This is a genomic window from Kocuria aegyptia (assembly GCF_039530085.1).
Lineage (GTDB): Bacteria > Actinomycetota > Actinomycetes > Actinomycetales > Micrococcaceae > Kocuria > Kocuria aegyptia.
The window spans coordinates 1-23,036 of the sequence record NZ_BAAAOA010000047.1; the positions used below are offsets into that span (position 1 = coordinate 1).

Annotated in this window: 24 protein-coding genes, 1 tRNA gene and 1 pseudogene; 12 read left to right on the top strand and 14 right to left on the bottom strand. The window is 69.5% G+C overall.

What is annotated here, in order from left to right; all coding sequences use genetic code 11:
• Positions 1–81 precede the first annotated feature (81 nt).
• The 4 genes from ABD220_RS17630 (at position 82) to ABD220_RS17645 (ending at position 4,161) form a co-directional block, all read left to right on the top strand.
• Positions 82–714, top strand: coding sequence for a GNAT family N-acetyltransferase (locus ABD220_RS17630; protein WP_344124801.1), 633 nt, complete (start codon positions 82–84; stop codon positions 712–714).
• 155 nt (positions 715–869) lie between these two features.
• On the top strand, positions 870–1,763 hold the full coding sequence (locus ABD220_RS17635) for a hypothetical protein (protein ID WP_344124802.1): 894 nt from the start codon (positions 870–872) through the stop codon (positions 1,761–1,763).
• Positions 1,764–1,929: 166 nt separating this feature from the next.
• Complete coding sequence (locus tag ABD220_RS17640) at positions 1,930–3,615, top strand: CYTH and CHAD domain-containing protein (protein ID WP_344124803.1); 1,686 nt, start codon at positions 1,930–1,932, stop codon at positions 3,613–3,615.
• A gap of 201 nt (positions 3,616–3,816) precedes the next feature.
• Positions 3,817–4,161, top strand: coding sequence for a hypothetical protein (locus ABD220_RS17645; RefSeq protein WP_344124804.1), 345 nt, complete (start codon positions 3,817–3,819; stop codon positions 4,159–4,161).
• Positions 4,162–4,737: 576 nt separating this feature from the next.
• Here the strand turns inward: ABD220_RS17645 and ABD220_RS17650 are convergent.
• The 8 genes from ABD220_RS17650 to ABD220_RS17680 all read right to left on the bottom strand — a co-directional run bounded on the left by ABD220_RS17650 (position 4,738) and on the right by ABD220_RS17680 (position 11,052).
• A complete protein-coding gene (locus ABD220_RS17650; RefSeq protein ID WP_344124805.1) occupies positions 4,738–5,283 on the bottom strand; it encodes a hypothetical protein in 546 nt (181 codons plus the stop codon).
• A gap of 123 nt (positions 5,284–5,406) precedes the next feature.
• Positions 5,407–7,062, bottom strand: coding sequence for a zinc-ribbon domain-containing protein (locus ABD220_RS18145; RefSeq protein ID WP_425552590.1), 1,656 nt, complete (start codon positions 7,060–7,062; stop codon positions 5,407–5,409).
• Positions 7,063–7,398: 336 nt separating this feature from the next.
• Positions 7,399–7,626 (bottom strand): hypothetical protein, encoded by a 228-nt coding sequence (locus ABD220_RS17655; protein ID WP_344124806.1) that lies wholly within the window; start codon positions 7,624–7,626, stop codon positions 7,399–7,401.
• A gap of 358 nt (positions 7,627–7,984) precedes the next feature.
• Positions 7,985–8,113: a hypothetical protein gene (locus ABD220_RS17660; RefSeq protein WP_344124807.1), complete on the bottom strand. Its 129-nt coding sequence runs from the start codon at positions 8,111–8,113 to the stop codon at positions 7,985–7,987.
• Between the two features lie 184 nt (positions 8,114–8,297).
• Positions 8,298–8,765, bottom strand: a complete 468-nt coding sequence (locus ABD220_RS17665; RefSeq protein ID WP_344124808.1) for a hypothetical protein — start codon at positions 8,763–8,765, stop codon at positions 8,298–8,300.
• 272 nt (positions 8,766–9,037) lie between these two features.
• Positions 9,038–10,210, bottom strand: a complete 1,173-nt coding sequence (locus tag ABD220_RS17670) for a Cdc6/Cdc18 family protein (protein ID WP_344124809.1) — start codon at positions 10,208–10,210, stop codon at positions 9,038–9,040.
• Positions 10,207–10,380 (bottom strand): hypothetical protein, encoded by a 174-nt coding sequence (locus ABD220_RS17675; protein WP_344124810.1) that lies wholly within the window; start codon positions 10,378–10,380, stop codon positions 10,207–10,209. The genes ABD220_RS17670 and ABD220_RS17675 overlap by 4 nt, the downstream gene beginning before the upstream one ends.
• Before the next feature lie 456 nt (positions 10,381–10,836).
• Entirely contained in the window at positions 10,837–11,052 is a 216-nt protein-coding gene (locus ABD220_RS17680) for a helix-turn-helix transcriptional regulator (RefSeq protein ID WP_344124811.1), read from the bottom strand.
• Positions 11,053–11,169: 117 nt separating this feature from the next.
• Between ABD220_RS17680 and ABD220_RS18150 the strand changes: the two are divergent.
• Both ABD220_RS18150 and ABD220_RS17685 read left to right on the top strand, forming a co-directional pair.
• Positions 11,170–11,406 (top strand): annotated as a pseudogene (locus ABD220_RS18150) (helix-turn-helix domain-containing protein); the annotation flags it as partial.
• A 361-nt stretch (positions 11,407–11,767) separates the two neighbouring features.
• A complete protein-coding gene (locus tag ABD220_RS17685; RefSeq protein WP_344124812.1) occupies positions 11,768–13,075 on the top strand; it encodes a site-specific integrase in 1,308 nt (435 codons plus the stop codon).
• A 68-nt stretch (positions 13,076–13,143) separates the two neighbouring features.
• On the opposite strand, the gene ABD220_RS17690 is transcribed toward ABD220_RS17685, so the two are convergent.
• Positions 13,144–13,216, bottom strand: a tRNA-Ala gene (locus tag ABD220_RS17690).
• Between the two features lie 120 nt (positions 13,217–13,336).
• Here ABD220_RS17690 and ABD220_RS17695 point away from each other — a divergent pair.
• Positions 13,337–14,230: a LysR family transcriptional regulator substrate-binding protein gene (locus ABD220_RS17695; protein WP_344124813.1), complete on the top strand. Its 894-nt coding sequence runs from the start codon at positions 13,337–13,339 to the stop codon at positions 14,228–14,230.
• 12 nt (positions 14,231–14,242) lie between these two features.
• On the opposite strand, the gene ABD220_RS17700 is transcribed toward ABD220_RS17695, so the two are convergent.
• Both ABD220_RS17700 and ABD220_RS17705 read right to left on the bottom strand, forming a co-directional pair.
• Positions 14,243–14,581, bottom strand: a complete 339-nt coding sequence (locus ABD220_RS17700; protein ID WP_344124814.1) for an antibiotic biosynthesis monooxygenase family protein — start codon at positions 14,579–14,581, stop codon at positions 14,243–14,245.
• A complete protein-coding gene (locus ABD220_RS17705; protein WP_344124815.1) occupies positions 14,578–15,582 on the bottom strand; it encodes a mechanosensitive ion channel family protein in 1,005 nt (334 codons plus the stop codon). Before ABD220_RS17705 ends, ABD220_RS17700 begins: the two co-directional genes overlap by 4 nt.
• A gap of 121 nt (positions 15,583–15,703) precedes the next feature.
• On the opposite strand from ABD220_RS17705, the gene ABD220_RS17710 reads away from it, so the two are divergent.
• Positions 15,704–16,447, top strand: coding sequence for a DedA family protein (locus ABD220_RS17710; RefSeq protein ID WP_344124816.1), 744 nt, complete (start codon positions 15,704–15,706; stop codon positions 16,445–16,447).
• Between the two features lie 9 nt (positions 16,448–16,456).
• Here the strand turns inward: ABD220_RS17710 and ABD220_RS17715 are convergent, their stop codons facing one another.
• Positions 16,457–17,497, bottom strand: a complete 1,041-nt coding sequence (locus ABD220_RS17715) for a magnesium and cobalt transport protein CorA (protein ID WP_344124817.1) — start codon at positions 17,495–17,497, stop codon at positions 16,457–16,459.
• A gap of 172 nt (positions 17,498–17,669) precedes the next feature.
• Between ABD220_RS17715 and ABD220_RS17720 the strand changes: the two genes are divergently transcribed.
• Genes ABD220_RS17720 through ABD220_RS17735 form a run of 4 tightly spaced genes read left to right on the top strand, consistent with a single transcriptional unit; the run spans position 17,670 to position 21,365 of the window.
• Positions 17,670–18,152 carry an NUDIX hydrolase gene (locus ABD220_RS17720; protein WP_344124818.1) on the top strand — a complete coding sequence of 161 codons (483 nt, stop codon included), beginning with the start codon at positions 17,670–17,672 and terminating at the stop codon, positions 18,150–18,152.
• The gene (locus ABD220_RS17725) at positions 18,149–19,174 is read left to right on the top strand and encodes a glycine betaine ABC transporter substrate-binding protein (protein ID WP_344124819.1); all 1,026 of its coding nucleotides are present in this window, start codon (positions 18,149–18,151) and stop codon (positions 19,172–19,174) included. The genes ABD220_RS17720 and ABD220_RS17725 overlap by 4 nt, the downstream gene beginning before the upstream one ends.
• 56 nt (positions 19,175–19,230) lie before the next feature.
• Positions 19,231–20,448, top strand: a complete 1,218-nt coding sequence (locus ABD220_RS17730) for a pyridoxal phosphate-dependent aminotransferase (protein WP_344124820.1) — start codon at positions 19,231–19,233, stop codon at positions 20,446–20,448.
• A 47-nt stretch (positions 20,449–20,495) separates the two neighbouring features.
• Positions 20,496–21,365 (top strand): PPK2 family polyphosphate kinase, encoded by an 870-nt coding sequence (locus ABD220_RS17735; protein ID WP_344124821.1) that lies wholly within the window; start codon positions 20,496–20,498, stop codon positions 21,363–21,365.
• 19 nt (positions 21,366–21,384) lie between these two features.
• Here ABD220_RS17735 and ABD220_RS17740 read toward each other — a convergent pair whose 3' ends face one another.
• Positions 21,385–21,660 (bottom strand): exodeoxyribonuclease VII small subunit, encoded by a 276-nt coding sequence (locus tag ABD220_RS17740; protein ID WP_344124822.1) that lies wholly within the window; start codon positions 21,658–21,660, stop codon positions 21,385–21,387.
• Positions 21,661–21,718: 58 nt separating this feature from the next.
• A complete protein-coding gene (gene xseA / locus ABD220_RS17745; protein ID WP_344124823.1) occupies positions 21,719–23,020 on the bottom strand; it encodes an exodeoxyribonuclease VII large subunit in 1,302 nt (433 codons plus the stop codon).
• Between the last annotated feature and the right edge of the window lie 16 nt (positions 23,021–23,036).

Genomic DNA, 23,036 nt, shown 5'->3' on the forward strand with positions numbered 1-23,036 from the left:
GGAGGACCTCGGGCCCGAGCTGTGCGAGTGGCTCAGGGAGTACACCCGGACCCTGCCGGTCGGCTGAGAGGCCGCGCTCCCGTGGCCGGGCAGTCCCGGTGGCCCGTCACCGTCTCCTGGGGGGACCTCCGGCTGCGCCCGCTGACCCGGGCGGACCGGCGCGAGTGGGACGCCGTGCGCGCCCGCAACCGGGACTGGCTCGACCCCTGGGAGGCCACGAACCCCGCACCCGACGGGGCACCGCCCACGTTCGGGCAGTTCGTGCGCACCCTCGACCAGCAGGCCCGGCAGGGCACGGCCCTTCCCTTCGTGATCACGGAGCGGGTCCCGGGGACGGAGCGGTTCGGCCTCGTCGGCCAGCTGACCGTCTCCGGGATCTCGTGGGGGTCTTTCCTGTCCGCCACCCTGGGCTACTGGGTGGACCGGGACCAGGCGGGGCGCGGCGTGGCCCCCATGGCGGTGGCCATGGCCACCGACTACTGCTTCCAGGGCCTGGGGCTGCACCGGATGGAGATCAACATCCGGCCGGAGAACACGAAGTCCCTCCGGGTGGTGGAGAAGCTGGGGTTCCGGGACGAGGGGCTGCGCAAGGACTTCCTGCACATCGACGGGCGCTGGACGGACCACCGCAGCTTCGCGCTCACCGCGCCGGAGGTGCCGGAGGGGCTGGTGCGACGGTTCACCGGATCGGACCGCCCCGCCGTGTGGTCGTGACGCGACCGGTCGTGTCCACAGGGATACCCACAGGCGCGGCCCCGCGGTAGTAGGCTGTCCCTCACGGCCCGAGCCCGGGCCCCGGACACGCCGGTGCAGCGCGCCGGCGGTTCCCGTCCGCTCGATCCGGCGACCACGAAGGCAGGACCGCGACCATGATCTGGGTGAGCAGCTCGGCCGTGCTGGCCGTGGTGTGCGCGCTGTCGCTGCTCTGGGTCGTGCCACGACTGCAGCGGCGCCGGGAGGCCCCCGTCGAGGCGCGAGCCGAGGCCACCGACCCCGCCTCCGATGCTCTCCCCGCACCGATCGAGCAGCCCCCACCCGCGTCCCGCCCACGAAGGAACAGCATGGCGACCACCGACACCGTCCCCCGGCCCGCCGACGGCGACCCCGGACGCTCCGGAGCCGGAACCCTGCGGATCAAGCGGGACCGCGCCGGCATCCTCCTCGCCGGGTGCGCCGCCCTCCTGGCCGCCCTGGTCACCGCCGTCGTCGCGCCGTTCTCCGCAGCGGTGAGCTGGCCGTGGCCCGTCTTCCTGCTGCTGCTGGGCACCGGCTCCGTCCTGGCCCTGCGCTACCTGGCCGTGCAGGACCGGGCGGCCCGGCGGGCGTCGCGTCCGGCGGTCCGGGCGCCGGAGGCGCAGCCGCACGCGCCCCGGGAGGACGTCGCCCTGTTCGACAACGAGCACGCCGTGGCGGAGGAGGTCCGCGAGCAGTCGCGCCGGGACGCCGAGGGCCTCGACCTGCCCGCCCCCGAGGAGCAGCCCCGGGCGCCCGCCCCGGCGGCCTTCACGGTCGAGGAGCTGCGGGCCGAGGCGCTCCGCGTGGCTCGCGAGTCCGCCCCCGCCCGCACGTGGGAGCCCGTGCCCGTGCCGCGTCCGACGTACGCGCAGGCCCCCGTGGTGCAACGCCCGGAGCCGGAGCCCCTGCCCGTGCCGGAGCAGCCCACCGCCCGCTCCGCGAGCCTCAAGGACGCCGTGCGCACGGGCGAGGAACAGGGCCGCGCCGCCCTCGACCTCGACGACGTCCTCAAGCGCCGCCGCGCCTGAGCGCATCCCCTGCCCGGTCCGCTCGACCGGACGATCCGCCGCACACGCCCCGTCGGGGCGTGTGCGGCGGTGCGCGTCTCCGGGTTCACCGCACCGTGCCGGTATCATCACCGCAACGGCCGGCCGCAGGTTCCGGCGACCGCCGGACCCGACGAGGAGGACCGCCATGACCGCCGTCGCCCACCGTGAGGTCGAGCGCAAGTACGAGTTCCCGGAGGGCGCCGAGGCCCGGGTGGACTGGAGCCGGCTGGAGGGGTGCACCATCTCGGCGGAGCCCGTGGAGCACCGCATGGAGGCCGTCTACCACGACACCCAGGACATGGCCCTGGGGCGGCGACTGGTCGCGCTGCGCCGGCGCCGTGGCGGGGCCGACGACGGGTGGCACGTGAAGTTCCACGGCCCGGACGGACGCCACGAGCTGCAGGTGCCGCTGCTGCGCACGCCGGACCGGATGCCCGCGTCCGTGCGGAACCTCCTCGCGGGGCTGACCGGAGGGCAGGAGCTGCGCCCGGTCGCGACCCTCCGCACCGTCCGGAAGGTGCTTCGGATCAGCGACAGCACGGGGACGGAGGTCGCAGAGCTCGCCGTGGACGTCGTCGACGCCGTCGACGAGCGCACCGGGACGGCGCGGTCCTGGTCGGAGTGGGAGGTCGAGATCCTCGAGGGCACGGTGCCGGAGGAACGCCAGGAGCAGGTCTTCGCCGCAGTCGAGGCCGTGGTCTTCGCGGCCGGCGGGACGCCGTCCAGCTCCCGGGCGAAGATCGCCCGCGCGCTCGGCGAGGAGGACGGCGCTCCGGCGGAGTCCGACCGGCGGCCGCACGAGGGCGGCGAGCAGCCGAAGGGCCAGGAGCAGCAGAAGAGCCAGAAGCAGCAGAAGGGCCAGAAGCGGAAGAAGGACCAGAAGGGGAAGAAGAAGGGGAAGGGAACGGGAGGCGGGGCCGCGGGCAAGGCCGCCGGTCCCGACGTGCTGCGGGCGGTGCTGGGGGAGCTCGCGGAGCAGCTGGTGCTGTGGGACTTCAAGGTCCGCCTCGACGTGCCGGACGCGGTGCACCAGATGCGCGTGACATCCCGCTCCCTGCGCAGCGTGCTCCGGGCGGCCGGCCCGTTCTTCGAGGGGGACGCCGGAACGGAGCTGGACGCCAGGCTGCGGGAGCTCGCCCGGACGCTGTCCGCGGCGCGGGACGCGGAGGTCACCGCCGAGCTGCTGGCCGGGCGCGTGGAGGCACTCGGCGGCCGGGTGGAACCCGGCGCTGCGGAGAGCCTGCGGCGGCGCGCCGGGGAGCAGGCGCGGACGGTGGCCGCGAAGGTGCGCCGGCACGTCACGGGCCAGGAGCACCTGCGGCTCCTGGCGGACGTCCAGGACCTCGCGGCCGCCCCGCCCCTGACCGAGGAGTGCGCCCGGCTCTCGGGGCGCGAGGTCTCCGACGCGCTGGTGCACCGGGCCCTGCGGAAGGTCGTGCGCGTGGCCGAGCGCGGCGCCGAGGCGTCGACAGCCGACGGGACGGACGCGGAGCACCGGCTGGAGCACCTGCACGAGGTCCGCAAGGCGGTCAAGCGCGTGCGCTACGTCGACGACGTCCTGGGCAGGACCGGGCACCGACCCGGCAAGCAGTTGCGGCGGGCGGCCCGGGACGCCGAGGACTACCAGGACGAGCTGGGCCGGATCATGGACGCCGCGGTGGTGGAGCAGTGGCTCGCGGCCACGGCGGCCGCCCTCGGACGCTCGGGCGAGGACCGCTACGCCGTGGGGGCGCTGCACGGCGCCGAGATCATCCGGCTCCGCACCGGCACGGATGGCGGGTCGGAGGTGGTCGGGGTGCTCCTGTCCCAGCTGCGCGAGGACCTCGCCTGACGGGCGCACCGAAGTTGTACCACGCGCGCCGGCGCGACGACGTGCCCCCGCCCCTCCCGGGCGCGGCCGCCTGCGGTGTTCGCCTCGGCGCTCATCGTCTGCCGGTGGATGTTCGCGGCTGCGTCCGGGTTGAGCATCTGTTCAGCCTGTACCTCTAGCGTGGGTTGTTCTCGGCCACCGCACCCACAGAAAGAGGTCTCCGTGCTTCTCCTGTCCTTCACCCGACCCGGGAATTCCCCATGCATCGTCAATTCCGACGCCTTCCTCGCGGCCGAGGTGGAGGCTCCTGACGATCTGATGCCCAGAGCCGTCGTGAACGGCGAGAGCGGCGGAATCGATCAGCGCTACAAGACCAGGATCGTGTTCGGCGGCGACCTCAGGGATGCGGTGTACAGCTTCGATTCCGCGGTTCCCGCCAAGGAGTTGGTGGATCAGCTGTCGCAGCAGCTCGTCACGTCGGAGCGGACGCTCATCGACGTGGATGCGCTGGCCAGGAAGTGCGGATGGACACCGGTCGAGCAGCCGGGTCGGCCCGCGGGAGAATGACCTCTGCCGGACCTGTGTCCGTGCGGGAGGACCCGGACCCGGTGGACGGAGCAGCGAACGCTCGTCAGCGGGCCGTGTCCGGTGCGCACTGCTGACCGGGTGGACCGAGAACGTCGGAGGAGATCGCAGCCGCGGCACGCGGCGCCTCCTCGCCGGGTACGACCACCGGCAGTGGGAACGAGGGACCGACGGCTGTTCGCGGGGGAATCCAGGAGGATTCCGCGCAGCTCGGAGATCTCCTGCTCGGTTGGTCCACGTGCGCGGCGGTCGCGGAGCGGTTGGCGGGAGCCACCGGAAAGGACGATGCGCGGTGACCGTGGGGCTGGGCGGTTCGGGCCGGACAGACAGAAGACCCCCGCTCGGCGTGACGCCGAACGGGGGTCTTCGGTTCCGGTGGAGCTAAGGGGAATCGAACCCCTGACCTTTTCACAGGGGGTTGTGCATTCCGGGATGTTCGGATGAGTGCCGACTTCCGTACGAATCCTGGAGAATGGGGCAGGCCGAGCGACTTGGGATGTCGTTGCATTCCGGGGACTTCCGACGAAAACGGGGACTAAACGGGGACCATGTGAACGCTCAGCCCGTGCGTAGCTCGTCTTTGTGCCATTGACTGTATTTGGTTCGCCAGGAGATGGTTACGGCCACCTGCTGACCCGTCACAGACTCAACCATCAGTTGACGGTGTGCGTCTCGTGCGTCTTGCGCAGCTTTGAGCTTCTGCCATTGAGTCTGCCTGTCGATTTCCATTTGGGAGCCGGCCAAGATGCCGTTGTACTTGGCGTCCATCGTGGGCATCTCATCCGGCACTCGTGGAATTTCGATATGTGGGGGTACCTCTGACAAGTCGGGCCCGGCCTGTTCTCGCCTCGGCAAGTGCACCTTTACCGCTTCCCCTGTGGGTACCGTCTTCGCAACTTCCGTCACCACAGGATCTAGACTGCTCCACGCTCGGATGGTGACGTCCCGGGCGATGTCCAAGCCGACGTTGCGTATCATGAACGTGCCGTCGTTCACCTTCTCGTCTTGCCACTCGACCATCCCGCGGTGAGTGGCTCGCAGCTCCTGGCGTATCGCCAGGGTCAGTACAGGAATTGCAAGGGTCGCGGCGATGACACCGGCCACGATGCCCGTCACCTCCCACCCACTTAGAGTTGCCACAGTCATAGGGCCTGCCTAACGTCTCGTCCGATGCATTCTGTTATACCGTCATACCGCAGATTCGGAATCCAGATTCACTCCCGGGGCCTATCTCGATGTCCTGGCACTGAGTTGCTGCGCGATAATGTCAAAAACCATCTCGGCATCAGCTTGCCCCCCAGCTCCATGTCGGGTGTCAACCGTGAATAAATTCGGTAGGTTCGGTAATTCAGGTAGTTTTTCCTGCGGATTTCGGCCGTGGGCCCTAACACGGATGACCACCCACCCAGCCTTGATTAGGGCCTCTGTCTTGGTGACGTCATCGTCGAGTTTGCTACGGTGATAGAACCAGCCGTCATACTCAACGACGACGCCAAACTCATCCGAAACCATGTCGCATCTGGCCCATTGGCGTTGCCTGATCAATCCCCATGGGGCATGAACCATGACGTTGAGGCGAAGATCTTCGACCATTTCGGAGAGCTGGTTGAAGAGCTCTAGCTCTGGTTTCGAGACGCGGCCTACACAGAGCGGGCAACCATGGCCTTGTGAGCGGCTACTGACGTTCGCACGCCACTCGTGACCGCAATTACCGAACCACCAGACTTTGAGGTTTACCCCGGACGTGACGTCAGTCGGTCGCAGTGACCCATTTTTCTTCGGGTGCCACTCCTTGGCGACATCTGGATGCTTCGAGGCGAAGTCATTGTCGCCCGCCTTGATCTGCAGACCCCGGCAGAAGGGGCAACCTGTTCTCGCGTTTGTTCGCAGGACGATTGAAGCTTCCCATTCGTGACCACAAGGCCCGGACCACCAAACCTTTTTCCCACTCCCGTATGTAACCTCCGATGGGCCTAGCTTGCCATTCTTGGTGGGATGCCACTCTGCCGCTAATTCTGGATTGCGGGAGGCCAGGTCGTTAAACCCGGGGAGAACTTTTAGGCCGCGGCACATGGGGCATCTTCTTCCAGACGTCACCTTGCCAATGCTCGCTTCCCATTCGTGTCCGCAGAGGCCAAGCCACCAGTACTTTCTTTGGGAGCCGGCCGTGATCTCTTGGGGAGTGATGAGGCCATTTCTCGTTGGATGCCAAAGTGCTGCGACACTCGGGTGGGTGGTAGCAAGATCGTTAGCACCTGGCAGAACTCTTCTTCCCGCACAGATGGGGCACCCGTTTCCCGCATGCGCACGATGCGCGACTATTGCTTCCCACTCGTGGCCAAGTTTGCAGATCCACCAAAAGGACTTTTTGCTACCCGGTGAGATGGACTCGGGGCCTATGTGTCCATTCTTAGTTGGATGCCATTCTGCAGCAACGTACGGGAACCGCGTCTTCAGGTCATTGAATCCTGCTAACACGGCATTATTGGCGCAGTAAGGGCAACCACTGTTCATGCTGGTTCGACTACTGACTGGGGTCTTCCATTCGTGGCCGCACTTGCCCAGCCACCAAGCGATCTTGTTGGAAAATCGTGCACAATTTTCCGGTCGGCTGTTGCCGTTTCTTATGGGGTGCCACTCAGCAGCGATCTCCGGATGGAACGTGGCGAGATCATTGACCCCAGGAACGGTTAGATGCCCGGAGCACACCGGACATCCTGCCCCCTTCCGAGTGCGGCTTCGAAATTCTGACTGCCACTCGTGACCGCATGCCCCGAGCCACCAGACCTTTTTTCCGCTGCCGCTGGAATAATCGTCAAATTGGTGGTTTCCGTTTTTTGTGGGATGCCACTCGTTCGCAAGTGATTCTGTCTTGTCAAGCACATCGGCTCCGATAGCTGGTTGAGATAACGAGTGCAAACGTCATCCTAAAATGACTTGGTCAGCGGACATCATCACAACGAATGTTTTTCCAAGGACTGATGTTAGTGGTCTTTCCTGGGTGGTTGCAGGGAAATCTGAGAGTTATCTCCGTCCGGCCTCATGGTGTCTCACAATTCACGTTAACTATCGGTTTCGACTCCGGATGATAAAACGCGGGGTTGCGAGATAGGCTGGCCCGCACGTTTCCGGGAGTGCCCCTGTGAATCGTCGTTATGTCTTCCAAGCCAGGGGATGCAAGGCACAGAGGGCCAGGGGCACTGCTGTTGAATGGGTGGATCAGTTGTGCGGTGGACGGATGATTGCGGCTATGTCGGCGCGGTCCTGTTCTGTCAGGGATTGGGGGCCGCTGTCGCTCTCCGCGGTGACGGCGGCCAGCGCCCTGTCGAAGGCTTCCGTCACGATGCCGAGAGCGTCCTCGGGGGTGCGGCGCATGAGGATGCCTGCGATGGCTTGTGTCAGCTCGTCAGGCTCAGACTCGTCGCGGGTGTGCTGCTGCTCTGTCATGGTCCTGCTCCTGTCGTGTGGGGGCACGTCACCGGGTGGGCCGTCGGGCGCTTCTGTCCTGTCACCGGGCGGCTCAGCGCGCCTCGCAGTCGTCACTCGGCTCAACCGTATGCTTTCGCACATGGCTACCGAAACAGAGAAGACACCAGGCAACATGCTCATGGCCTCCGGTGCCCTTGTCGCGGGTCTCTTCCTGCTGCTGATCATTGCGGCCATTACCACGGGCGGTGGGCCAGCTCCCATAACGGTAGGTGGCGTCTTGCTAGGGCTGCTGCTTGTCGTGGTCGGCTTCGCTCGTCGCATTCTGGCCGCCGTCGAGAAGCGATAGGCGGAGCAAGGGCTCAGGGCCGGGCGGCGGTCACTTCGCGCTCAGCCGGATCAGGCCTGCGTCCAGCACCGGGGCGAGCTCGCTCTCGTCCTGCTCGTGGGCTCGGGCGGTGTCCTCGGCGGCGTCGTGCTCGTCCGTGGTACCGACCTGGGCCAACATGGCCAGGGCGCCTTCTGTGAGCTCCCAGGGCCCTGCATGCTGCGGCGCGAGTCCAGCGTGGCGCGTGCCACCTCGGGCGGGGGGTGGCGGAGATTCCGCACGAGCAAGTTTTCGGGCACCAGTGCGGCGAGCACCTGGGCGTGCAAGGGGTATACGACGATCATTACGGGGGCTGGAACGTAGTTTATCGGGTCGCCTGCCCTTCGATAGCGGCGAGCGCCTGGAACTGTTCACGGGCGGCGGCACGGGCCAGTTTGTCTTGCTCCGGAGTGAGACGGGCTGCGGCGAGAATTTGTTGGACCACTCCGACGAGCACCTGGGCTTCGGATTCCCTGAGAGCTACCCGCTTCCCTTCAAATCCGTTGCGCACGAGCATGTCCAGGAACTTCCCGGACCGGTCAAGGGCCCGTTCGTACAGCTCCACTTCGACTTTGAGCGCTTCGGTGCCAAGGCTGTTGGTGGTCGATAGGCCGTACTGCAGGGCGTTCACCCGGCGGGACAGGGAGTCTTTGAATGCCAGCACCTCGGCGGCAACCTTGCCGAGCGTCTCTAACGGGTTGTCCACGCTGCTGACTCCCTCATGGGCCAGTACGGCGTCGGCCTCGGCGCGGGCCTGCTGTGCCAGTACCCGGCGGGCGGCTGCGGCTTTCACCGCGGGTGCTGAGCCTCCGTGTGCGGGGCAGGTGGTGCCGCCGGCGATGGCCCATCGTGAGCAAGGGTCCCCGTTGGACTTGTGAGCGGTGCAGCGGCGGGGGTGGGGCTCAGCGGTCACGGTGGCCTCCTCGGTTGGGTTCGATGGGTGCGGCGGGGTTGTGCTGTTCGATGGGTGCGCGACGCGTCCTGCGGGCGTCTATGCGACGCTGACGGGCTTTGGCGCGGTGAGTGGGCTGCGGGGTGGGTCTCATGCTGCGGCTGCTCCTGTGGTCAAGCTGCGGTGTCGGGGTACTTGGCGTGGAGGGCATCGAGCTGTCGTCTGCGTTCGACTTCTAGATCCGCGGGGGTGTCGAGCGCGGTGCTGGAAACGGTGGTGATGCTTCGCAACCGGGCGGGGTCACCGTTGGCCCGTCGGGCCTTAAGAGTGTCTGCGGGTGCGTCACCGGTCGGGGTGGTGTCCTGGTGGTGCGGGACTTCGGTCTCGCCCTGAGCCCACTGGTGGCCGACGGCGTGGTCCTCGTAGGCGGGTGCTGGTGCATCAGAGTCGGGGCCCTCGTGCGTGGGTTCCTCGTCCGTCGCAGGGACGTCCTCAAACCATTCCGGCGGGGCGGGGACCTCCTCGACGTCCTGCTGCTGGAGCCGGTCGAGCTGATCGGCTTCGGGTCCTATGCCCATGTCTCGGTCTTCCTCAGCGTTCGGCTCGTCGTGGTCCATGTCCTGCCTCTGCTCTTCGCTCTTGTCCTCAGCATGGTCTTCGATCAAGCAACCGTCTTGGGGCCTGGGCGCGGCGGGCGCCTCCGCTGCGCTCGCAGGCGCCTTGTCCTCGTCGGCTCTGTCCACAGCGAGACCAGCGGGGACACTTACGCTGGAAGCTGCCGGGGCTTTGATTGCTTGGATTGATGAGGGGTTGATCATGTGTTGATGGGGTGCCGCTGGGTCCCTACGTGTAGGGAGTGAGTCCTCACCTGTAGGGACTGGCTCCCCACATGTAGAGAGTGAGTCCCTACGGTTTTCGGAGGGGGCGGCACTATCCACAGGACGAGGCCCTGCCTGCTTCGCGCCCTTTCGGCGTTTCCCGTTGTGGCGTTCCCGCTTTTCCTCATGCTTGGCGCGGGCCTCAGCGCACAATGCCTCCAGACGCTCGGGGTTCGGCATCGTGAGCCGGTATTCGTTGGCGAGCTTGCGCCCGTCCGAGGTCGTGCCCCGCTTCACGAGATCCACGAACCCCAGTTCCTCACCATCTCGCATGGCCTCACGCACTGTCTTCCGGTCGGCGTCCGCTTCGATGCACAGAGTGTCGAAACTGGGATAGATACTCCGTCCGGTCTGCCCGTCTGCGTGGGTAGCGGCTATGAACAGGACGACTTTTTTAGCGTGGCCGAGCACGTCGGAGGGCACGCCGCGGAACGCCTCATGCCACTTGAAGATGCTGAATGCGCTCACAAAGCATCACCACCGACGGGATACCGATCTGCGCCGTGGACGAGGCAGCAGAGCATCACGTGGGCGTCGTGGCGCTTGGCTTCGGCTTTGTGCTCAGCGGGTTCGGCTGCGGCCAGGGTCAGGAACACACTGCGTCGATACTGCTTCGCGCTGGTCTGCACGACGAGCACGGGCGCCTGGGCGACGGCAAGTCTGAGCGGGTGCGGAGCGGGGGACGTGGAAACTGCTGTGCCCGCCACGGGGGTGGCGGGCACAGCGGCTTTTCTGTTGTGTTGGTTCAAGGGATGACTCCGGGTTCGGGGCCGGCGGCCCGTCCTGCGAGGAATTGGGCGACATGGGCGGAAAAGATGATGAGGGAGACGGCCGCAGTCCGCACGAGACGGCGGAGGAACGGGCACTGCACGGTGATCGGATGACGGGGGCGCGGCCGCCAAAAGCTCACCGGTCTTTATCGGACGGGTAGGCGTTCCACCAGTCGGGATGTTCGGGGGTGCGTCGGGGGCGCCCGGCAAGATGAGGGATGGGCATGGCAGGGCCCTCCTGGACGTTCTGGGGGGTGGCGGCCCTGGTACGCGTCTTGGCAGATGAAGCACAGGGGTCGCTTTTGTCGTCTCTGAGGTGGTGGGTCACGCGGCTCGCTCCTCCTGGGGGTCAAGCTGCTGCTCTTCCCATGCAAGGCAGTCGGCCAGGCGATAGCGGACGAACTTGCCGACACGGAATCCGCGGGGACCGTAGCCGGTGACGCGCCATGCGCGGACGGTCTGGAGGGCGATGCCGTAACGGTCAGCGAGGCCTTGCATCGTCAGGTGCTGCCCGCTGTGTGTGGAGGCTGTGATGGCCATGGGTCTCCTATAGCTCCGTTGTTCCGGCTGGAACAATCCTCGGGGTGTTTCGTCCCGCTACGATCAGTTTATCGGAATGCATAGAGGTTGCACAACGGAGAGACTAAAGTGTTCGGTATGGAACAATCGTCCAGTGAACTAGACCCGAAAGCGTGGGCTCGTGAGGTCTCCGCACGTATCGGCCGCAACGTACGGGAGTTCCGAGCGGAGCGCGGGTTGTCAGCGCAGAAGCTCAGTGATGCCACGGCCGCCCTCGGATTCGTGATCCCGCGTAGCACCATTGCAAATATGGAAGCTGGGCGGAAGGATGCCATCTCTGTGCAGGAGGTGTCCGTTCTCGCGGAGGCTTTGCGCGTGCCGCTATCATCGCTGCTCTACTCTCCACTTCACCCGGGGGAGAGTGTGCGCCCCGTGCCCTCCGAGGAGGTGCCGAGCTATGCAGCTTTGAACGCCGTGGGGTGGAAAGATTTTCCCGGCCCCACGGAGGGTCCGCGGATCGAACGGGCCCTCTCGGCTGTGCGCGAGCTAGAACAGAATCGGACGATGTGGGTCAACTACCAACAATTGCTGGAGTTGGAGCTCCATAAGTTGCGGATGCTGGAAGGCGGAGCCCTGAACCCCACGCCTTCCAGTTCCCGGCGCGGTCTATCCACGGCGGCCGAACTGGAGAAGACGCGACGGGACGTCGAGTTCATTCGGGATCAGATTGCTCTACGTGAGCAGGAGGATCAACGGGGCGTGCGACGCCTTCAGGACCTTGGGATTGAGCCGTGGCCTCGCGAAAGGCACTACACAGGCGCAGCGGCCCACAATGATGAGGGAGCTGACGATGCCTAGGCCAAGGCTTGAAGTGGGGGAACTTGGGGAAGTTGCATACCTCCAGCTTGCACACCGGAAGGTGAGGGCCCGTGGGAGGTTCAGGGACGCCGCGGGGCGGGTGAAGTATGCACAGGCCACGGGCACGTCTCAGGCGGCGGCGAGGCGGGCGCTGGAGGCCGTCGTGCGTGAGCGCACGGGGGATGTTGGGCAGGACGTCACCGGGGCCACCACGGTCGATCAGTTGGCCGTTGAGTGGGTGCGGGAGCTGGAGCAGTCCAAGCTACGGGCCCGGACGGTGGCCGAGTACCGGGCGCTAGTAGACAGGGCTGTGCTCCCGGCGTTGGGCGGCCTGGCTCTGCGCGAGGTCACGGTGGGTCGGGTGCAACGGTTCCTCGCGGCGTTGGCAGAGTCCACGCCGGCCAAGGCGCGGAACACGAAAGTAGTGCTTTCCGAGATGTTCGCGCTCGCGGTCCGGCACGACGCACTTCAGCACAACCCGGTGGCCGGCACGAGGCTGCCTCATGCGGACCGGAAGCCGCCCAAGGCTCTGTCACCGGACGAGTACAGGGCGCTACGGGCGAACGTGGCGGCGTGGCAAGCGGCGCCGGCTGACACGGGGCGCCCGCGGACCCCTGACCTGGTGGACGTCTTAGACGTGCTCGCTGGCACCGGGCTGCGGATCGGTGAGCTGTGCGCGCTGCGGTGGTTCGACGTGGACCTGGACGGCGAGCGCCCGACACTGACGGTAGCGGGCACCGTGACTCAGGTATCAGGCCAGGGGCTCGTGCGGCAACCGGTGCCCAAGACGGACGCCGGGCACCGCACGGTCATGCTTCCCCGATTCGTGGTCGCGGTGCTGTTGCGGCGGTCGGTGAACGTTCAAGAGGGTGACGGTTCGGGGCTGGTGTTCCCCTCGGCGGCGCTCACGCTGCGGTCTCCGCACAACCTGCGACGTCAGTTGCGGGACGCCCGAGGGGACGGCTTCGAGTGGGTCACGCCGCACACGCTGCGGAGGTCGGCGGCCACGGCCATTGACCGAGCGATGGGAACGGACCCGGCGGCGGCTCAGCTCGGGCACGCTTCCCCTGCGGTGACGGGCCTCCACTATGTCGAGAGGGCGGCCCTCGCGCCGGATCTAACCGCCGTGCTGGAGGGGTTTGCGGGGGGCACTGCGAACGAAAGCGGGGACATAGCGGGGACTTGACCACTTTCGTCTGGAATGGCAAAGGGCCCTCACTTGGCATTTCGCCTAGTGAGGGCCCTTGTTCGGGGTGGAGCTAAGGGGAATCGAACCCCTGACCTTTTCATTGCGAACGAAACGCTCTACCAACTGAGCTATAGCCCCGGAGCAACCGTTCCATCCTATACACCCCGCGCCGGTTTCGCATCCCGGGCGACCGGCGCGTCGGGGGCGGCTGCCGCCGGTGGTCGGGGAGCAGGGCCGGCAGTGGGTAGATTGGCCGCCATGGACGACACGCCCGGATCCCAGAACCCCACAGCCGAGGAGGCCGACGAGACGGCAGACCTGGCGGTCGCCTTCGCTCCCGGCGTCATGCCCGGCAAGTGGTTCTTCCGCTGGCGGGACCGCAACCCGGGCCGGGTCCTCGCCGAGCGCCCGCTGGAGACGGAGGCCTGGCAGGAGGAGCTGGAGGAGGGGCGGGCCCACGCGGTCTTCGTGCGGCTGCCCGCCCACCCGCGCCCCGGGGTCGACGACCTCGCCGCGCTGCGCGAGCGGTACCGGGCGGTGGAGCTCTACGCGGAGCAGCAGGTCGTGGTGCTGCCCCGGGAGCACGAGCTGACCCTGCTCGACGAGGTGCCGGTCGCGGAGCTCGTGGACGAGGTCCTGCTGCAGGAACCCGAGACGCTGCCCGAGCGGCAGCGGCTGCGCTCTGCGGAGGCGGTCGCCGCGGACGCCCCGCTGCCCCCGATGCGCCACGCCCGGGATGCCGTCGAGCTCGTCGCGGCCGGCCTGGGCCTGGTGGTCGTGCCCATGTCGCTCGCGCGCCTGCACCACCGCAAGGACATCGTCCACCGGGTGGTGCCCGATGCCGCCACGGTCCCCGTGGTGCTGGTGTGGCCGCAGGACCTGCCCGAGCAGCAGGAGGAGCTCGTGCAGGACTTCGTGGGCGTCGTCCGCGGGCGGGGGCTCAACAGCTCCCGCGGCGGGGCCGCACCGGTGTCCCCGGCGGCGGAGGACCGGCCGGCGTCCGGGGCGGGACCGGCGCGGGCGCCGTCGTCGCGCCGTGGGGGACAGCCCCCGCAGGGAGCGCGGCGGGCGGGGGCCCCCCGGGGCGGGGCGCGGGGCGGTCGCGGCGGGTCCAAGGGCGGTCGCCGGTCCGGCGGCCGCGGCCGGCGTTGAGGGGCCGGGGGCCTACTCCTGCCCGGCGCCCTGCTGCTCGAGAGCGACCGTGTAGGACCACAGCTCCGAGGAGGTGCCCACGGGACGGGGCCGCTCGCCCGCCCCGGCGGTGGGGCCACCGCCGTGCGAGCGGGCGAAGTCCTGCGAGGACCGCCAGGCGTCGTAGGACTCCTCGTCGGCCCAGCGGGTGAGCACGAGCCACTGGGTGCGCCCGTCCGTGGGCCGCAGCAGCTCGAAGCCCTCGAAGCCCGCGACCCCGGCCATGGAGCCGCTGTGGGCGGCGAAGCGCCGGCCCAGCTCGTCGCCGGAGTCGGCGGGGACGGTGATGGCGTTGATCTTCACGATGCTCATGTGTCCGATCCTGGCACATCGCGCCGGACGGCCCGGACCTGACCCGTCTCCGGCGGACCGGGGGCGGCGGCGTCGGCCTGCCGCACCAGGGTCTGGTTCAGCAGGGGCACGTGCAGTCCCTCGCGGTCCAGCATCTTCTTGATCCGCAGCCGCAGCGCCCGGGCCACGTCCCACTGCTTGAGGGGAACGGTGCGGACCGCCACGCGCACGGTGACGGACTCGCCGGTCACGGCCTCGACGCCCCACACCTCCGGGTCCTCGGTGATGAACTCGCCGACCTTCGGGTCGTCCCGCAGCAGGGCCGCCTCGTGCAGGATCAGCTCCGTCACCAGCTCGATGTTCGTGTCGTAGGGCACCGGCAGGTCCAGCACGCAGCGGGCCCAGCCCTGGGACTGGTTGCCCACGCGCAGGATCTCCCCGTTGCGCACGTGCCACAGGGTGCCGTTGACATCCCGGACCTGGGTCACGCGCAGCCCCACCGACTCGACGGTCCCGCTGGCCTCGCCGAGGTCGACGACGTCCCCGATGCCGAGCTGGTCCTCCGCGACCATGAAGATCCCGGACAGGTAGTCCTTCACCAGGGACTGCGCCCCGAAGCTGAGGGCCACGCCGGCGATGCCGGCGGACGCGAGGACGGGACCGATGTCGTAGTCGAGCTCTGAGATGATCATCACCAGGGCGACGGCCCAGATCACCACCGTCCCCACCGACGAGAGCACCGACCCGATGGTGTGGGCGCGCTGGGACTGCCGCGCGCCGGCCAGGCCTGCGTCCTCGACCCAGCGCGGCCTGCCCCGCTCCATCCGGCGCACGATCCGCGACCGGGTGCCCTTCGCGATCCCGCCGGTGACGCGGCGGATCAGCAGCCGCACCACGGCGGCCAGGAGGGAGGCGCCCAGCAGCACCAGCAGGATCCGCAGCGGCTTGTCGAGCCAGAACTCCCACATCGGGTCGAGGGCCGGCGCGGGGGAGGACAGGGGCAGGGGGACGGGGAGGAGCATGGGGGAAGCGTAACGAACGTCGCCCGGGGCCCGGCGGCCGTCCAGCCGTCCCGGAGGCACGTCGGGCACAATGGGGACTTGCACCCACCGGGCCGCCGCCCCCGTCCACCACCGAGGACCCATGACCGTACCCAGCCCCGCCCCGACCGCCGCCACCGATCCGGCCGCGGCCGTCCTCGCGGCCCGCAGCGCCGAGGCCCAGGGCTCCGGCGCCGAGTCGCTGAGCGGGATCGCCGACTGGGCCGTCGACGTCATGGAGGCCATCGGCGCCCCCGGCGCCGGGCTGCTCGTCGCGCTCGAGAACCTCTTCCCCCCGCTGCCGTCGGAGGTGATCCTCCCGCTGGCGGGTTTCACCGCGAGCCAGGGCAGTTTCTCGCTGGCCGGGGCCATCTTCTGGACGACCCTGGGCTCGGTGGTCGGCGCGGTGGCGCTCTACTGGATCGGCGCTGCGCTCGGCCGCCGCCGGCTGCGGGCCGTCGTGGATCGGATGCCGCTCGTCGACCTGCACGACCTCGACCGCACCGAGGCGTGGTTCGAACGGCACGGGAAGGCCGCGGTCTTCTTCGGGCGCATGGTCCCCGTCTTCCGGTCGCTGATCTCGGTCCCTGCCGGCATCGAACGGATGTCCTTCGGCGCCTTCGTCCTGCTCACCGCGGCGGGCTCCCTCATCTGGAACACGATCTTCGTGCTCGCCGGGTACCACCTCGGCGAGAACTGGCACCTCGCCGAGCAGTACGCCGGGATCCTCTCCCGGATCGTGGTCGTCACCGTGGCGGCCCTCGTCGCCTGGTGGGTGCTCAAGCGGGTGCTGCGCAACCGCCGGGGCCTGTCCGACGCCGCCCGCCGCAAGCGCGGGCAGCGGTGACCGGGATGGTCACAACCACCGTTTGAGCCGGAACACGGTGTAGAGCACCACACCCGTCAGCAGCATCAGCACCAGGGCCATGGGATAGCCCCACACCCACGTCAGCTCCGGCATGAGCCGGAAGTTCATCCCGTACACGGAGCCGATGATCGAGGGCGCGAACAGGATCGCCGCCCAGGACGAGATCCGCTTCATCTGCTCGTTCTGCTCGATCGCGGCCTCGTTCTGCCGGGCGGCGAGTTGGGCGGAGTCGAGCATCAGGGCGTTGGTGAGGGACGACTGGAAGGCCTCGACCTTGTTGTTCACGAGGATCAGGTGGTCCAGGACGTCGCGCAGGCTGTGCTGCAGCTCCCGGGCCGCGCCGGCGTCGGCGAGCTCCTCGAGGAACTGCCGCAGCTCCATCTCCAGCGGTGCGACCGCCCGGTGGAACGTGCTGACCTCCCGGGTGAGCTGGTAGATGCGCCGCGAGACGCCGCCGTCGGCGGAACCGGAGAACAGGGCGTCCGAGATCTCGTCGATGTCGTTCTCGAGCCCTTCCACCACGGGGTAGTAGTCGTCCACGGTCTGGTCGAGCACCGCGTAGAGCACTGCCTCCGCGCCGGTGCCCAGCAGCACGGGCTGCGACTCCACCCGGGACCGGACCCGCCCGACCCGCCCGTGCTCGGACTGCCGGACGGTGATCACGAAGCCGGGGCCCGTGACGATGTGGATCTCCCCGACGTCGACCGTCTCCGTGGCGTCCTGGTAGACGGCGGGGCGCAGCACCGTGAAAAGGGTGGTGCCGTAGCGGTCGAGCTTGGGCCGCTGCTGGGCCTGCCGGATGTCCTCCACGGCGAGCTCGTGCAGCCCGAACTGCTCGGCCAGGGAGTCGAGCTCCTCCTGGGAGGGGCGGTACAGGCCGATCCAGACGAGGACGCAGTGCTCCCCGGCCTCGGTGCAGCGGGGGTCCTCGGCCCGCAGCCCCGCGAGCAGCCGGTAGGTCTCCTCCAGCGTGGCAGGCGACGCGATGCGCTGCCCGCCCCGGTAGACGGCGTTGTCGACGATGCTCACGCGCCCATTATCCCGGGTCCTGCGAGCGCCCCCGGGACGGACGCGCGCCCCGGCGGCGGCCGTCGCGGAGCGGCGGGCTCCCCGCACGGCACCGCGACGGACCCACCGGGAGCGGCTCCGCCCGGCCGCGCGCTGTCGGCGCCCCGCCCCGGGCATTCCTAGAATGGGGGGCATGAGTTTCCCCATGGACACCCGGGTGGGTGCCTACGCCGTGATCGTCCAGGACGGGGCGGTGCTGCTCAGCCACTGGAATCCCCGCCATCCCTCGCTGCGGGGGGCGTGGAGCCTGCCCGGCGGCGGCATGGAGATCGGGGAGCAGCCCGCGCAGACGGCGCTCCGGGAGGTCCGCGAGGAGACGGGTTTCACCGTGGAGCTCGACGAGCTGCTCGGCGTGCACAGCCGTCACATGGACGCCGGCGAGCGGCTGGACGGCCGCGACCGGCCCTTCCACGCCCTGCGCGTGATCTACCGCGCCCACATCACCGGCGGGACGCTCACGTCGGAGCAGGGCGGGTCCTCCGACGAGGCCCGCTGGTTCCCCCTGGCGGCGCTGCCGCAGCTGCCCCTGGTCGGCCTCGTGCCCGTGGGCCTCGAACTGGCGGGGCTCGTCCCCGCGAGTCCTGCGGACCCCGCGGGGACGGGGGAGGGCCGGTGAGCCGGCGTCGCACCACCGCGGGCCTGCTCGCCGTCGCCGCGCTCACCGGGTGCGGCGGCGGGAACCCGGAGTTCCCCCCGGCCCCCGCGACGTCCCCCACCGCGGAACCGGTCCGGATCGCCGCGGGGTCCACCGGGCAGACGGCCGTGCTCGCCCACGTCTACGCCGGGCGGCTCCGGGAGGCCGGCTTCGACGCGAGCGTGGTGGACGCCGGCACCGACCGCGCCGACTACCTCGGGGCCCTCGAACGGGGGGACGTGGAGCTCGCCGCGGACTACTCCGGCAACCTCTACCTGCACCTGCGTGGCCGGGCCCCGGTGGGCCCGGCCACGGCGGCGCCCACGGACAGCGCGACGCCCACCCCCACGCCGTCCCCGGACGCCGAGGACGGCGGGCTCGCCGAGGACCTCTCCGAGCTGCTGGGGCTGGGGGCGGAGCGCGCGGACGACGACGACGTCCTGGCCGGGGTGCAGGATGTCCTCCCCGAGGGACTGCGGACCCTCTCGCCGGCCCCGGCGGAGAACACGGTGGCGGTCGTCGTGACCCGGCCGACGGCCGTCGAGCACGGGCTCGCCGACCTGGAGGACCTCGGCCCGGTGTGCGACGAGCTGGCCCTGGGCACCGACCTCGACTTCGCCGGCCGCTCGTACGGCCCGGAGGGCCTGGAGGAGGCCTACGAGTGCGTGCCCGGCAGGTTCGTGCCGTTCGGCAGCCAGGACGAGCTCGTGGACGCGCTGCTCGAGGACCGGGTGCAGGCCGCGGCCCTGTTCACGGCCTCGCCGGCGATCGAGGACAACGCCCTCGTGGTCCTGGCCGACCCGCTCAACAACTTCGTCCCGCAGCGCCTGGTCCCCGTGGCCGCGGAGGACCTGCCGGACGCGGCCGCGGACGTCGTGGACGCGGTCTCCGCGCAGATCGGCACCGACGACCTGGTGCTGATGACCCGGATGACCTCCGCCCGCGATCCGTACACGCCCGAGGAGGCCGCGCGGTACTGGCTCGAGGGCGGCGACGACACCTGAGCGGCGCACTGAGCGGTGCCCCGGAGGCCGTCCGGCCCGGGGGTAAGGTGTACCGCATGTCAGTGGTGAAGCAGTCCGACAAGCTCAAGAACGTCCTCTACGACATCCGTGGCCCGGTGCTGGAGCAGGCGGAGCACATGGAGGCGGAGGGCCACCGGATCCTCAAGCTCAACATCGGCAACCCCGCGCCGTTCGGCTTCGAGGCGCCCGACGCGATCCTCGTGGACATGATCAAGAACCTGCCCAACGCGCAGGGCTACTCGGACTCCCGCGGCATCTACTCGGCGCGCACGGCCGTGGTGCAGTACTACCAGACGCGCGGGATCATGAACCTCGACACCGACGACGTCTACCTCGGCAACGGCGTCTCCGAGCTCATCACCATGACGCTGCAGGCGCTGTGCAACCCCGGCGACGAGATCCTCATCCCGTCCCCGGACTACCCGCTGTGGACCGCCTCCGTGGCGCTGTCCGGCGGCACCCCCGTGCACTACCGGTGCGACGAGGACAACGACTGGAACCCGGACCTGGAGGACCTCGCGGCCAAGATCACACCCAACACCCGCGGCATCGTGATCATCAACCCGAACAACCCCACCGGCGCGGTGTACTCCCGCGAGGTGCTGCAGACCATCGTGGACCTCGCCGCGGAGCACGAGCTGATCCTGTTCTCCGACGAGATCTACGAGAAGATCACCTACGACGCCGCCGAGATGGTCAACACCGCGACCCTCACCGGCGAGGACGTGCTGTGCCTGACCTTCTCCGGGCTGTCCAAGGCCTACCGGGTGGCGGGATACCGCGCCGGGTGGCTGGCGATCACCGGGCCCAACTGGAAGGCCGAGAGCTTCATCGAGGGCATCAAGCTGCTTGCCAACATGCGCATGTGCGCCAACGTCCCGGCCCAGCACGCGATCCAGACCGCCCTGGGCGGCTACCAGTCGATCAACGACCTGATCCTCCCGGGCGGGCGGCTCAAGGCCCAGCGCGACCTCGCCCACCGGCGGCTCAACGAGATCGACGGCGTGTCCTGCAAGCAGGCCGACGGCGCCCTCTACCTGTTCCCGAAGCTCGACGTGGAGAAGTTCAACATCGTCGACGACGAGAAGTTCGCCCTGGACCTGCTCAAGGAGCAGAAGATCCTCGTCAGCCACGGCCGGGCGTTCAACTGGCCCGAGCCCGACCACTTCCGGCTCGTCACCCTGCCGGCCGTGGAGATGCTCGCCACGGCGCTGGACCGGATCGAGGAGTTCCTCGGCAACTACCGCCAGTGACCGGCGGGCCGCGCCGCGGCCCGCCCCGCACTCCCAGGAGGTCCCGCATGGGCGCAGCCGACCACAGTCCCGGCACCGGGTTCGAACAGGACGTGCGTCCCCTGCTGCGTGCCCGGCCGGGACTGTCCCTGGACGCCGTGGACACCGCATCCACCCCGGGGTTCGCGGGGAACAAGAAGCTCGGCACCGAGCTGCGGGCGGCCCGGGACGCCGAGCTGTCCGAGCTGCAGCGCCAGATCTACGCCAACGCCACGGTGGGCGCCCGGCACCGGGTGCTGCTCGTGCTGCAGGGCATGGACACCTCCGGGAAGGGCGGCGTCATCCAGCACGTGCTGGGCGGGCTCAGCCCGCACGGGGTGCACACCCACGGCTTCGGCCGGCCCACCGAGGAGGAGGCAGCCCAGCACTTCCTGCAGCGGGTGCGGCGCCAGCTGCCCCGCCCCGGGGTGATCGGCGCCTTCGACCGCTCCCACTACGAGGACGTGCTCGTGCCCGTGGTGCACGACGTGCTCGACGACCGGCAGCTCGAGCGGCGCTACACCGAGATCCGGCACTTCGAGCAGGAGCTCGCCGACGACGGGGTGGTCCTCGTCAAGGTGTTCCTGCACCTTGGCCTGGCTGAGCAGCGGGAGAACCTCCTCGCCCGCATCGGTGATCGGACGAAGCAGTGGAAGTTCGACCCCTCGGACCTCGAGGCGCGCAGCCGGTGGGACACCTACATGGCCGCCTACGAGCGGGCCATCGACGCGACCGACGCCGACCACGCGCCCTGGTACGTGGTGCCCACCGACCGGAAGTGGTACGCCCGGGCCGTGGTCCAGGACCTGCTGATCTCCGCGCTCCGGGGCCTGCGGCTCGACTGGCCGGACCCCGGCTACGACGTCGAGGACGCGCGCCGGCGCCTCGCCGAGCTCTGACCCCGCGGCGGAGGAGGGCTCAGCCGCGCCCGTCGCCCTCGTCGCCGCTGTCGCCGTCGGCGTCCGCGCGCCGGGTCCGGGCCGCGTCGAGCCGCTCACGGGCGCCGTCGAGCCACTGCTCGCACCGGGTGGCCAGGGCCTCGCCGCGCTCCCAGAGCGCGAGGGACTCCTCGAGGGACGTGCCCCCGGCCTCGAGCCGGGAGACGACCTGGACGAGCTCCTCACGGGCCTGCTCGTAGCCCAGGCCGGCGATGTCGGACAGGTCGGGTGCTGCGGGGTGGTCGGTGCTCGCCATGGGGGCGCCTCTCGTTCGGAAGGGTCGGGGACGGTCGGGGCGTCGGTGCCGCGGTGGGTCAGGGGGAGCCCGGGCGCTCGCCCGGGCGCCGGGCGGAGACGGTCTCGGTGCGCACGCCGAGCTCGCCCGCGGCCAGGCGCACCCCCAGCAGGTCCCCGGCGCGCACGGCGGCCGCGTCGGTGACCACGGTGCCGGAGGTGTCCAGGACCACGGCGTAGCCGCGCTGCAGGGTCTCCTGGGGGGACAGCGCCCGCACCCGGGCGCGCAGGTGGCGCACGGCGTCGAGCTCCCGCAGCGTGCGGGAGTCCACGGCGGACAGCGCCCGGGTGCGCCACCGGTCCACGTCCTCCTCCCGGAGCAGGATCATGTCCTCCGGCTGGGCCAGGGCGGGCCGGGAGCGCACGGCGGCGAGGCCGGCGGCCTCCCGGTCCAGGAAGCCCCGCACGGCGCGGTCCAGGCCCGCTCGTGCCCGGGCCACCCCGGCGCGCTCCTCGACGACGTCGGGGACGATCCGCTTGCCGGCGTCCGTGGGGGTCGAGGCCCGCAGGTCGGCCACCCAGTCGAGCAGCGGCTGGTCGTTCTCGTGCCCGATGGCGCTGACCACCGGGGTCCCGGCGGCCGCCACGGCGCGGATCAGGGACTCGTCGCTGAAGGCCAGCAGGTCCTCGAAGGACCCGCCGCCGCGGGCGATCACGATGACGTCCACCTCGGGCATGCCGTCGAGCTCGCGCAGCGCCTGGGTCACCGCGCGCACCGCGCCGGAGCCCTGCACGGCGACCTCTCGGACCTCGAAGTCCACGGCCGGCCAGCGCAGGGACGCGTTGCGGATGACGTCCTTCTCGGCGTCGGAGTTGCGTCCTGTGACGAGCCCGACCCGGCGGGGGAGCAGCGGCAGCGGCTTCTTCCGGGCGGTGTCGAAGAGCCCCTCCTCGGCGAGCGCCCGGCGCAGCCGTTCGAGCCGCTCCAGCAGGTCGCCCAGCCCCACCGGGCGGATGCCGCGGCCCAGCATGGACAGGCGGCCGGTCTTCGCCCAGAAGTCCGGCTTGAGCTGGGCGACCACCCGCATCCCCTTCTCCAGCGGGCGGTCCAGGTGGGCGGTCTCGTTGGCGAACAGGGTCACGGGCACGGAGATCTCGGCGTCGACGTCCCGCAGGGTCACGTAAGTGACGCGGGCGCGCCGGTTGAGCTCGATGATCTGCCCCTCCACCCAGGTGGGCGCGCAGCGGGCGATGTAGGCGTGCAGGTTCTCGGAGAGCATCCGCAGCGGCCACGGGTTCTCCGGGGTGGTCCGGTCCGCCCGCGAGGGCAGCTCTCGTCCGCCGCCCGCCGGTGCGTCCTGCTGCGGCTCCAGATACGTCATGCCTCATGCTTACCAC